Raw genomic sequence first — 11,728 nt, 5'->3', positions numbered from 1 at the left:
ATTTTGCTTGGCGACCATAGCGCTTTGGACCCACCTGACTCCATGCCGAACTCAGTAGTGAAACGAAGCAGCGCCGATGGTAGTGTGGGGTCTCCCCATGTGAGAGTAGGACATCGCCAGGCTTTGATTACAATTGATTAAAGCCAAGAGATATAAGTCTTTAGTCATACAGCATTGGTGCGGAGTGGTAGTTCAGTTGGTTAGAATACCGGCCTGTCACGCCGGGGGTCGCGGGTTCGAGTCCCGTCCACTCCGCCACTACTTAGAAACCCTAGCTGAGAAGCTGGGGTTTTTTTGTTATTGGCCAGGTTCGCCCTGCGGGCGAATGAGTCCCGCAGGATGGCCTGCCCGTTGTCCGCAACCCCGGCCCTCCGCCACTATTTAGAAACCCTAGCTGAAAAGCTGGGGTTTTTTGCGTTTAAGCCCCAGCATCATTGTGTTAGGGCTTTTTGTGTTTATCGCATGACATCGAGTAGGGCGTTGAGTAAAGGCTCTTTTGCGCGGGAAGCTTTACAACAAAGGCCCAGTTCGAGAGGTTGTACAATTTCTTGGCGTAATCGCTCAACCTTGTCTTTTACTGGGCTGTTATCAATCACTACATCGGGCGCGACACCAATACCACAGCCCAATGCCACCATACTGACAATCGCCTCATGGCCTGCTATTTGTGCGTAGACGTTTGGCTCGATACCTTTACTGGTCAACCATTGATCAGCGAGTTCGCGCGCTGTCCCTGCTTCGGGCAAGATTAATGGTGTGTGCTGCCAGTCAATGGCTTGTAGGTCAATGCCACTGCTGGCCATTGCCGGTGCGATAACCGACAAACTGACTGTATCAATCGGTTGAAACACCAAGCTGGATGACAAGCGTTTGGGTTTAGCAGCAATGGCAATGTCGGCGCTATTGTCTTGCACCTTCTCTTCTGCTTGGGCGGGATCGCCAGTCAGAAGCTGTAGCTCGATATTTGGGTATTGTTGACGAAACCGCGCGAGGAGCTCAGGTAAATGGCTATAGCTTGCAGTGACCGAACAAAAGAGCGTGAGCTTACCGCCGAGCAAAGAGGCATGTTCATTGATACTGGCTTTAGTCGTGTGCCAAAGCTGAAGAATATCGCGTGCGACGGGAAGCAGCGTTTTACCTGCTGGGGTGAGATCGACCGCTTTATTGGTGCGAATAAACAGCGGCTGACCTATATCTTCTTCAAGACGTTGGATGATTCGGCTCAAGGCTGAGGGGCTGACGTGCATCGCTTGTGCGGCCCGGGTGTAGCTTTTGGTGTCACAGAGATGGAGGAAGCCCGTGAGTTGCTTTGCATTCATGATTTTATTGTTGCTTTAATTGCAATGTTATATTGTGAATATATCACTTTAGGCAATATAGTGGTTAGGGTAGTATCAAAAAAACGCGGTGAAAACACACCCAATCACGGATTTGAATCAATGGAGCACCCCATGGCGAACTACTTTAATACCCTGAATTTGCGTCAACAATTGGAACAATTAGGCGTATGCCGGTTTATGGATCGTGACGAATTTGCCACCGAGGCCGAATTTCTCAAAGGTAAAAAAGTGGTGATTGTCGGCTGTGGTGCGCAAGGGCTCAACCAAGGCTTAAACATGCGCGACTCGGGTCTTGATGTGGCTTATGCACTGCGACAGGCTGCCATTGATGAAAAGCGCCCTTCTTATCAGAATGCGGCTGAGAATGGATTTGAAGTGGGTAGCTACCAAGATTTGATTCCACAGGCAGACTTGGTGATCAACCTTACACCAGATAAACAGCACTCCAACGTCGTCGAAACCGTGATGCCACTGATGAAAGAGGGCGCCGCGCTCGGTTACTCACATGGTTTTAATATTGTCGAAGTCGGTCAGCGTATCCGTGAAGACATTACTGTGGTTATGGTGGCGCCTAAGTGTCCGGGTACCGAGGTGCGTGAAGAATATAAACGCGGCTTTGGTGTGCCGACGCTGATCGCTGTCCATCCAGAAAATGATCCTAAAGGTGAAGGCTTTGAGATTGCGAAAGCGTGGGCAGCTGCAACCGGTGGCCACCGTGCTGGCGTACTTGCCTCTTCATTCGTGGCAGAAGTGAAATCCGATCTGATGGGAGAGCAAACTATCCTGTGTGGCATGCTGCAGGCAGGCTCGGTCGTTTGCTATGAGAAAATGATCGCAGAGGGCGTTGAGCCAGGTTATGCGGGTAAGCTTATTCAGTACGGCTGGGAAACCATTACGGAAGCGCTGAAGTTCGGGGGCATCACCCACATGATGGATCGCTTGTCCAACCCAGCGAAAATCAAAGCCTTTGAACTGTCGGAGTCGCTTAAAGAACTGATGCGTCCTCTATATAACAAACATATGGATGACATCATTTCTGGCCATTTCTCCGCGACCATGATGGCCGATTGGGAAAACGGCGATAAAGACTTGTTCACATGGCGTGAAGAAACGGCACAGACCGCGTTTGAAAACTATCCCGAGTCGGATGTAAGCATCAGTGAGCAAGAGTTCTTTGATAACGGTATTTTGATGGTTGCTATGGTGCGTGCAGGGGTCGAGCTTGCTTTTGAAGTTATGGTGTCATCCGGCATTATCGAAGAGTCAGCGTATTACGAGTCATTGCATGAATTGCCTTTGATTGCCAACACCATCGCGCGTAAGCGTCTTTATGAAATGAACGTGGTCATTTCCGATACGGCTGAGTACGGCAACTACTTATTTGCAAACGTCGCGACACCGCTGCTGCGCGAACACTTTATGCCAACAGTGGGGGCTGATGTGATTGGTAAAGGACTCGGAGAAGCCTCTAATCAGGTCGACAACGCCACCTTAATCGAGGTCAATGATCGTATCCGTAATCACCCGATTGAGTTTATCGGCGAGGAATTGCGCGGCTATATGACTGATATGAAACAAATTGCGCTCGACAAATAAAAACGCGGATCGTTTGAGATAACGCGGAAGAGAAGCCTGGCCTGAGGGTCAGGCTTTTTTATATCTGCGTGGGTTATTCTTGGTTATCTGTCGATTGACCCACTTTTGTTTCCATGGCATCCAGCTTGGCTTCGAGTTCGGTGAGCTTTTGACGGGTGCGCAGTAACACCTGGGTTTGTACATCAAACTCCTCACGGCTTACTACATCCAGCTTAGTCAGTTGGCCTTGGATGGCTTGGCGCACACGGCTTTCCATATCCGTGCCTAACTCTTTAACAGGCTGAGGCATGGCGTCGTGAATTTGCTTGGCCATTTGCTCAAGTTTTTTGGGGTCAAACATGGAATACTCCTTTATTAACTGTCTTTATTCTATGTAAATACGCACAGCTTGTCGAAAGGATGATAAAAGAAAAGGGCCCGAAGGCCCTTTGGGTTAGTGTGATGCGCGATAGTCTTCATCGAGCTTATCAAGTTCATCGTCTTCGACAAACACAGGCAGTGGTTTGTGCTTGCTGGCCAGGTAGGTGTAAATCACTGGCAGAACGAATAGCGTGAATAACGTACCGATAGCGAGACCCGCTACGATCACAATCCCGATGCTAAAGCGTTGCTCGGCGCCTGCGCCGGTGGCGAACATTAGTGGGATGAGGCCTGCAATCATCGCGGCAGTGGTCATTAAGATCGGACGCAGACGAATTTTGGCCGCTTCTTTTACCGCGTCCATTCGGCTGGCTTGATGATGCAGTTGCTGCTCTTTAGCCACCTCACAGATCAGAATACCGTGTTTGGTAATCAGACCTATCAAGGTTATCAACCCGACTTGTGAGTAGATGTTCATTGATGACAGCCCCCACGCGAGTGCAATTAAGGCACCACAAATCGCAAGTGGCACAGAGACCAAGATCACCAGTGGGTCGAGCAAGGATTCAAACTGAATCGCCAGTACCAGATAAATGATCGCTAAGGCAAACAAGAAGGTGGCATACAGCGCGCTGCCTTCTGTCACGTATTGGCGAGACTCACCGAGGTAATCGTGCTGATAGCCTTTAGGCAATTCTGCTGCCTTGCTTTCGAACCAATCCACCGCGGTACCCATGGTGACACCGGGCGCAGATACCGCACTGATGGTCGCAGCGTTTAGCTGATTAAAGTGCGGGAGTGAGCGAGGCTCCGCGGTGACTTCAATGTCAATCAGCGAGCCCAGCGGAATGGAATCGCCGTTGGCCGCACGAACATAGTAGCTCTCAATGGACTCAGGGTTGAGGCGATATTTACGCTCCACTTGCGGGATCACCTCATATGAGCGGCCATCAAAGTCGATACGGTTGACGTAGCCATCCGCCATCATGGTGCCAATGGTGGCGCCAATATCACGCATCGTCACGCCATATGAGCCAGCTTTGTCTTTATCAATGCTGATATTCATGGTGGCCGAATCAAAGTTAAGGTTCAGCTCCGAATAGACGAAGTTCGGACTAGATTGTACCTCGGACATAATTTCGGCGGTCACTTGATAGAGACTTTCGAAATTATTCGGGGTCGTCACCACAAATTGGATCGGCAAGCCGGAGGAGGCACCGGGCAGTTCTGGCATTTCAAAGGTGGTGACCTTCATACCCGGAATGTCTTTCACTTCGTCAGCCATGCGTTTTACCACTTCGGACTGACTGGCTTCCCGCTCACTCCAAGGCACCAGTGAGGCGATACCAAACGCTTGATTCGACTTCGGCACCCCAGAAAAGACCTGAGAAAAGGCCACTTCTGGTTGCTCGTCGAGCTTTTGGTTCACTTCCGCCATGCTGTTTTGGATGTAATCCAGGTTAGCCGTCGAGGGCGCCGTCCCCATCATGACTACCACGCCTTTATCTTCCGATGGTGCGAGTTCACTGGGGATAAAATTAAATAGCACGGGTAAAGAGGCAAAGACGATGACCGCAAAAGATACCACCACAGGACGGCGTTGCATCACCTTACTAAGAAGATGAGCATACTTGTCGGTCATTCCATCCAAGAAGCGATGAACGGCAAGCTCAAAGCGACTTGGCTTGGCGTTGGCTTTCAGCATGGTCGAACACATTACCGGTGAGAGTGTTAATGCGACAATCCCGGAGACAAACACAGCCCCAGCAAGCGTTAACGCAAACTCTTTAAACAGCGAGCCGGTGATCCCGCCCATCATGGCGATGGGGGCATACACCGCCGCCAATGTCAGTGTCATGGAGATAACCGGCACGGCAATTTCCCGTGTACCAATAATGGCCGCGCGGAAAGGGGACTCTCCCAGCTTGATATGGCGGTCGATGTTTTCCAATACCACGATCGCATCGTCGACCACCAAGCCGATAGCCAGCACCATCGCCAGCAGGGTCATCAAGTTCAGTGAGAAGCCAATCATTTCCATCACCAGCGCCACACCAATCAGGGATAGCGGAATGGTGATAATAGGGATAATTACCGCTCGGAATGAGCCCAAGAACAGGGTGATCACCACCAACACGATCAGTGCCGCTTCAATGATGGTTTTGATCACCTCATTGATGGACTCATTGATTGCATTAGATGAGTCATACAGCACATTCATCTCGATATTGCTTGGCATGTTGCGCTCAACTTCCGGCAACATATCCATGACGTCAGCGGCAATATTTATGGGGTTAGCCGACGGGGTGGCATTGATCGCGGCGACAACCGCCTCAGAGCCATTGGCCAGTGCACGTACCCGATCATGGCTTTTCTCGAGTGAGACCTTAGCGATGTCTCCGAGGCGTACGACACGACCATCTTGGGTATCCACCACCAAGTTACTCAGCTCTTCAGGGGTGGAGACCTGGGTATCGGCACTGCCGTTATAGATCATAAAGGTACCAATCGCCTGACCGGTGGCCGACTGGTAGTTGTTGGCATCAAGCACGGACATCACGTCGGTGGCCGCCAGCTTAAATGCCGCCATTTTCTCCGGATCGAGCCACACGCGAAGGCCATACTTCACCCCGCCGTAAAGGTCGATTTTGGAAACGCCATCCACGGTAAACAGCTGAGGTTTGACCACGCGTTCGAGGTAGTCGGTGATCTGACTGGAGTCGAGCTCGGGTGAGGTAAAACCAACATACATCACCGCGGTGGTCGAACCGGTCGACATCGATACTGACGGATCTTCGGCTTCAGCGGGGAGCTGAGCACGCACCGAGTTTACCTTGGCGAGAATATCGGCCAAGGCGGCATTAGGGTCGGTATTAAGCTTCATATTGACCGTAATGGTCGAAGAACCAAGCACCGACTCTGAGGTCATAAAGTCAATATTATCAGCTTGGGCCACGGCTTGTTCGAGTGGCGTCGTAATGAAGCCCTGAATCAAGTCGGCGCTGGCGCCATAATAGCTGGTTGTGATGGTGACCACGGTATTGGTCATCTCCGGGTATTCCCTGACTTGCATCTTAAATAAAGATTGCAGGCCGAGCAGCGCAATCAGAATACTGATTGACGCGGCTAGCACGGGGCGCCGGATAAAAATATCAGTAAAGCGCATCACATCCTCGTCTTACAATTGAGGTAATTGTTCTGGTGGTGTGAGAGCGTCGTTTTCGACGATTTTCACTTTGGAGCCATTGCTTAATCGCACTTGGCCGGAGGTGACGACCTGATCGCCAGGTTGCAGACCTTCGATAATGCGTGCTTGATGGCCACGACGTTCACCGACTTTGAGCACTTGTTGGAACGCGCGTTTTTCCCCTTCTTCTTCGCGGATCACGTACACACTTTCCCCGTACAAGGTGAAATTAATCGCGGTTTGATCAATCACGATTTGCTCTTCAATGGTAGGTAGAACGATATCGGCACGGGCAAACATCCCTGAGCGCAACTGACCATCGTTATTCGGGATGTTCGCTTCCACCTTGATAAGACCACTCTGGCTGTTGACCGCAGGCTCAATGGCACTGATAGAGCCGATGAATTCCTTTTCAGGATACGCATCGACAGTAATGCGCAACGGCTGGCTCAGACGGATTTTAGAAATATCTGTTTGTGGCACGGTAAAGCGCAGCTTCATCACCGAGGTATCCTCGAGGCGAGCAATATCCGTACCTGGCTGCAAGTATTCACCTAAGAAAACATCACGCAGGCCAATCACACCATCGAAGGGTGCTTGGATATTACGACGGGCAATGGTGGCTTTCAGTGCGTTAATGTCAGCTTGTAGCGAACGATAATTGGCCTCGGCTTCATCCAGCGCTTCTTTAGAAATAGAGCCTTTAGCAAACAGTCCTTGGTAGCGTTTAAACTTGGCTTCCGCCGCCGGTAGGCGAGCTTGGGTGCTGGCTAAATTGGCTTTTTCAACGCTCGAGTCGAGCTCGACCAGGTTTTGCCCACGCTCAACGGTTTGGCCAGACTCAAAATTAATCACATCGACGACACCGGCAATTTGGGTGGTTAAGGTGATCCCTTGGTTAGGCTCAACAAAACCAATGGCGTCAAGCGTTGGTGTCCAAGGCTCAGCCTCAACCGTCACCGCGGTGACTGGGTGGGTGGGCTCTGGCATGTTTGCCATATACTCTGCAATCTTTTGCTGCTTGAACAGGTTAAAGCCAATCACACTGCCAAACAGCAGCAGTGCGAGGATAACCATAAAGAAAAACCATTTTTTCATCGAAGTAAGCTCCGAACGTCGTTAGTGAAGAGAAATTGCATCCCAGCAAGCGTGGATCGCATCTGCGATAGCATGACTGTCCAGGGTTATAACACCCCGAACCTGTTTGCGAGCTAAACAAAAAGCGGGTTCGAGTCCCAAGGTGATTAACACCTCATCATCAAGGGGCTTGAGCACGCCTTGTTGCTTACCTTCTTGAAAGACTTGATAAAGGTCGGAGAAGGCATCTCGCTCCCGCTGAGCGTGTAACTGGTCGTCCCGTGGCAGCGCATCAAACTGGTCTCGAGACAATAGCAGATGATCGCGTTGTAGCATCATAGTCCAAGTATTGCGCCATAAGCGTTCAAACTGACGTTTGAGTGTTGGTTCATCCTTGACCCCTTGCTGGATATTGGTCGCACACTGCATCATCAGGTGTGAAGACAGTTGGCGAAGCAAATCATCCTTGTCTTTGAAATAGCGATAAATGGTCCCTGCAGCGACGTGTGCTTGTGTCGCCACTTGTTGCATTGAGACTTTATCGAGCCCGACCGTCGCGATTAATTGCTCGGTCGCGGCAAAGATTTGCGTACGTTTGTCCATAGATAATGCACCAAGCAATGAATGAACGTTCATTCATTTTAGAGCGTTTTTCGCGCAGATGACAAGCATAAAGTGTAGCAAGCAAAATGCACTCTGCTGCGGTGAGATAGACATCAGTTGGATTCGCTCTACAATGCTCATTCAGCCACTGATGAGGTGTTGTCACCATGAAACTTAACCCCGCGCAATCCGATGCCGTACGACATATCTCTGGACCTTGCTTGGTCTTGGCAGGGGCCGGCTCGGGAAAAACACGTGTCATTACCCATAAAATTGCCTATTTGGTTCAGCAATGTGGCTATAAAGCGCGCCATATCGCTGCGGTAACCTTTACCAACAAAGCGGCACGCGAGATGAAAGAGCGGGTAGCACAAAGTTTAGGAAAGCAAGAGTCGCGTGGTTTGATGGTGTCGACCTTTCATACCTTGGGCCTCAATATCATTCGGCGAGAATATAAAACCTTGGGGCTCAAGGCAGGCTTTTCGCTGTTTGATGATCAAGACCAATTAGCTTTGTTAAAAGCCCTGACCGAACAAGAGTTGGATAACGATAAAGATTTGCTCCGTCAGTTAGTGCATACCATTTCCAACTGGAAAAATGCCATGTTGGGGCCGGATGAAGCACTGGCTCAGGCGCAAGGCGAGCGTGATCAACTGTTTGCCGCCTGTTACGCGCGCTACCAAAAACAAATGCGTGCGTATAACGCGCTGGATTTTGATGATCTCATTTTGATGCCGGTCGCGCTACTTAGCCAAAACCAAGCCGTACGCGAGCGGTGGCAAGCGCGCATTCGTTATTTATTGGTCGATGAGTATCAAGATACCAACACCAGCCAATATCAGTTAGTGAAGCTGCTAGTGGGTGAGCGTGCACGTTTCACGGTGGTCGGGGATGACGATCAGTCAATTTACTCGTGGCGAGGGGCTCAGCCGAAAAATCTGGTGTATCTTCAGCAAGACTTTCCGCGTTTGCACGTGGTGAAGTTGGAGCAAAATTACCGCTCAACCAGTCGCATCCTCCGCGCGGCCAACATCTTGATTGCCAATAATCCCCATGTATTCGAAAAGACCTTATTTTCTGCTTTACCTGATGGCGACATGCTCAAAGTATTGACGGCCAATAATGAAGAACATGAGGCGGAGCGCGTGGTCGGCGAGCTGATAGGCCATCGTTTTCTCGGACGTACCCAATACAAAGATTACGCCATCCTTTATCGCGGAAACCACCAATCGCGTTTAATCGAAAAAGCGCTGATGCAAAACCGCATTCCTTACAAGATCTCGGGTGGGACGTCGTTTTTCTCACGTGCAGAAATCAAAGATATCATGGCCTATCTGCGCCTGCTCACGAACCCCGATGATGACAACGCGTTCTTGCGAGTCGTTAACACGCCACGACGTGAGATTGGCCCTGTGACGTTAGAGAAACTCGGCAGTTATGCCAACCAACGCGGAAAGAGCTTGTTTGCGGCAAGCTTCGAGCTCGGGCTAAGTCAACATTTATCGGGACGTGGTTTGGCGTCGCTACAAGCGTTTACCCGCTGGGTGGTAGAATTATCCGATCAAGCCGAGCGAGGCGATACCGTGGCGGCGGTGAGGGCGCTTTTGCGTGACATTCACTACGAAGAGTGGCTGTACGAAACGTCTTCAAGCCCTAAAGTGGCTGAAATGCGGATGAAAAACGTCTCACAGCTTTATAGTTGGATTGTCGCCGACTTAGAAGGTGATAACCCCGATCAGGTCGAACGCAGCTTAAGAGAGGTGGTTCAGCGCCTTACACTACGTGACATGATGGAGCGGGGGGAAGACGATGATGACGCAGACCAAGTCCAGTTGATGACCTTGCATGCCTCCAAAGGGCTCGAATTTCCTTATGTCTACCTGATTGGCATGGAAGAAGGTTTATTGCCGCATCAGTCGAGCATTGATGAAGACAATATCGATGAAGAGCGGCGTTTGGCTTATGTCGGACTGACTCGTGCGCAAAAGGCGCTGACCTTTGTAGTGTGTCGAGAACGGCGTCAATTTGGTGAAGTGATTAAACCTCAGCAAAGCCGCTTCCTGGAAGAGCTTCCTTTTGACGATGTGGAGTGGGAGTCGCAAAGAAAGCCTGTTTCACAAGAAGAGCGGATGGAGAAAGGGCAAGCCGCGATCGCCAACCTAAAAGCCATGCTGGATAAAAACAAATAACGCCGCAAGGGCGGCGTTATTGTCACACTGGCTGCGCGGCGGTATTAAAGTGCGTCGAGCATGTGCTCGATGGCCGCCACAATTTCATCATCCGAGCAATCCATACACGTCCCTTTGGCAGGCATCGCATTAAAGCCGTTGATAGCGTGCGTGGTCAGCGTTTCCATGCCTTTATCGACACGTGGCCCCCAAGCGGCGGCATCGCCTGTTTTGGGCGCGCCGGCTGCGCCTGTGCCGTGACACGCGGTGCAGTAGGTGTTGTAGACCTGCTCGCCGCTGCGTGGGCCACTCGGCTCTGCGGCGGCGGTTTGCGTTGGCGCTTCGCCGTCAATATACACATCACCAACCGGGGCAATGCGTTCAGCAATAGCGGCTTTTTCTTGCTCAGACACTTCTAGCGCTTGCGCAGCAGAAGCAAATAACAGGGCCGCCACGGTGGCAACCATAATTTGACCTAGACTTTTTCCCTTTGCGCTCACAATGACACTCCCACATTACTGGTGGCTTAACGCCTTTTTTATCTTATTTGCCGCCAACCTAAGGGGGTGAATCAATCAAGGGTGATTCGGTTGCGGCCTGTCAGTCTCGTCTTAACGGATTTGCCAACGTTGCTGGGTTAACTCCGTGTAAAGATTAGGTGATTATAGCGCTTTAGATTGTTACGTTAAACCGTTATAGTAGAGACCTTACTGACGATTTCTACGCAATTTGTTGAAAAAGAGACCAGTCAGTAAAAAAATTAAAAAAAGTGCTAGACGGCTGGTGGTGATATCCGTAATATTCGTCACCGCCAACGGGGCAAGCGCCCGTAGCTCAGTTGGATAGAGTGTTGGCCTCCGAAGCCAAAGGTCACAGGTTCAAATCCTGTCGGGCGCGCCATTCCGGGGATAAAGGAAATTGGCAAAAAATCAGTGGTGGCTGTAGCTCAGTTGGTAGAGCCCTGGATTGTGATTCCAGTTGTCGCGGGTTCAAGTCCCGTCAGCCACCCCATTATTTTCGCTAACAGCGAATATGTCGGTGAATAGCGCAGTTTGGTAGCGCATCTGGTTTGGGACCAGAGGGTCGGGGGTTCGAATCCCTCTTCACCGACCACTATTACAAACCCTAGCCTAACGGCTGGGGTTTTTTTTGTTTATGCCTGTTCGTTGGAGATCGAGGGTCGGGGGCCGGAAGCCGCCCCATCGAATCCCTCTTCACCGACCACTATTACAAACCCTAGCCTAATGGCTGGTTTTTTTCGTTTGGCCCCTATGAACATGTCTTCCCCCCTTCAAGCTTCCCTGTTATGGGACTGCTTTATATCGATTTGCGAGTACGTGTTGGTGATTCTTTTCTCTACGTGGCGACGTTGAGAGAGGATAAAATGCAGAAATTAG

At 50.6% G+C, this 11,728-nt stretch carries 9 protein-coding genes, 4 tRNA genes and 1 rRNA gene; 8 read left to right on the top strand and 6 right to left on the bottom strand.

Features of this window, described 5'->3' with window-relative positions:
- Positions 1-6: 6 nt before the first annotated feature.
- Together rrf and EHW58_RS13760 are read left to right on the top strand one after the other, a co-directional pair.
- Positions 7-122: ribosomal RNA gene (gene rrf, locus EHW58_RS13765) — 5S ribosomal RNA — on the top strand.
- Between the two features lie 59 nt (positions 123-181).
- A tRNA-Asp gene (locus EHW58_RS13760) sits at positions 182-258 on the top strand.
- A gap of 197 nt (positions 259-455) precedes the next feature.
- Here the strand turns inward: EHW58_RS13760 and ilvY are convergent.
- Positions 456-1,319 carry an HTH-type transcriptional activator IlvY gene (ilvY, locus tag EHW58_RS13755; protein ID WP_069590338.1) on the bottom strand — a complete coding sequence of 288 codons (864 nt, stop codon included), beginning with the start codon at positions 1,317-1,319 and terminating at the stop codon, positions 456-458.
- Between the two features lie 132 nt (positions 1,320-1,451).
- Here ilvY and ilvC point away from each other — a divergent pair, with 132 nt between their 5' ends.
- The gene (gene ilvC / locus EHW58_RS13750; protein ID WP_152797038.1) at positions 1,452-2,936 is read left to right on the top strand and encodes a ketol-acid reductoisomerase; all 1,485 of its coding nucleotides are present in this window, start codon (positions 1,452-1,454) and stop codon (positions 2,934-2,936) included.
- A 73-nt stretch (positions 2,937-3,009) separates the two neighbouring features.
- Here ilvC and EHW58_RS13745 read toward each other — a convergent pair whose 3' ends face one another.
- The 4 genes from EHW58_RS13745 to EHW58_RS13730 form a co-directional block, all read right to left on the bottom strand.
- Positions 3,010-3,276 (bottom strand): accessory factor UbiK family protein, encoded by a 267-nt coding sequence (locus EHW58_RS13745; protein WP_077579525.1) that lies wholly within the window; start codon positions 3,274-3,276, stop codon positions 3,010-3,012.
- 93 nt (positions 3,277-3,369) lie between these two features.
- A complete protein-coding gene (locus tag EHW58_RS13740) occupies positions 3,370-6,462 on the bottom strand; it encodes a multidrug efflux RND transporter permease subunit (protein ID WP_046074486.1) in 3,093 nt (1,030 codons plus the stop codon).
- Positions 6,463-6,474: 12 nt separating this feature from the next.
- Entirely contained in the window at positions 6,475-7,581 is a 1,107-nt protein-coding gene (locus tag EHW58_RS13735) for an efflux RND transporter periplasmic adaptor subunit (RefSeq protein ID WP_046074485.1), read from the bottom strand.
- 21 nt (positions 7,582-7,602) lie between these two features.
- Positions 7,603-8,163 carry a TetR/AcrR family transcriptional regulator gene (locus EHW58_RS13730; RefSeq protein WP_227486555.1) on the bottom strand — a complete coding sequence of 187 codons (561 nt, stop codon included), beginning with the start codon at positions 8,161-8,163 and terminating at the stop codon, positions 7,603-7,605.
- Between the two features lie 167 nt (positions 8,164-8,330).
- On the opposite strand from EHW58_RS13730, the gene rep reads away from it, so the two are divergent.
- A complete protein-coding gene (gene rep / locus EHW58_RS13725) occupies positions 8,331-10,352 on the top strand; it encodes a DNA helicase Rep (RefSeq protein WP_046074483.1) in 2,022 nt (673 codons plus the stop codon).
- A 44-nt stretch (positions 10,353-10,396) separates the two neighbouring features.
- On the opposite strand, the gene EHW58_RS15930 is transcribed toward rep, so the two are convergent.
- Entirely contained in the window at positions 10,397-10,690 is a 294-nt protein-coding gene (locus EHW58_RS15930; protein ID WP_369795698.1) for a cytochrome c5 family protein, read from the bottom strand.
- On the opposite strand from EHW58_RS15930, the gene EHW58_RS16050 reads away from it, so the two are divergent.
- From EHW58_RS16050 to EHW58_RS13705, 4 genes are all read left to right on the top strand, one after another.
- Entirely contained in the window at positions 10,661-10,750 is a 90-nt protein-coding gene (locus EHW58_RS16050) for a hypothetical protein (RefSeq protein WP_369795697.1), read from the top strand. The genes EHW58_RS15930 and EHW58_RS16050 overlap by 30 nt on opposite strands.
- A 404-nt stretch (positions 10,751-11,154) precedes the next feature.
- Positions 11,155-11,231 (top strand) — tRNA-Arg (locus tag EHW58_RS13715).
- Positions 11,232-11,266: 35 nt separating this feature from the next.
- A tRNA-His gene (locus tag EHW58_RS13710) sits at positions 11,267-11,342 on the top strand.
- A 25-nt stretch (positions 11,343-11,367) separates the two neighbouring features.
- A tRNA-Pro gene (locus EHW58_RS13705) sits at positions 11,368-11,444 on the top strand.
- Positions 11,445-11,728: the final 284 nt, after the last annotated feature.

The sequence above is a fragment of the Salinivibrio sp. VYel1 genome, from assembly GCF_009377945.1.
GTDB classification, from domain to species: Bacteria; Pseudomonadota; Gammaproteobacteria; order Enterobacterales; family Vibrionaceae; genus Salinivibrio; species Salinivibrio siamensis.
The sequence above is the reverse complement of the archived record's forward strand: the minus strand, read 5'-3'. Positions and strand labels throughout refer to the sequence as shown.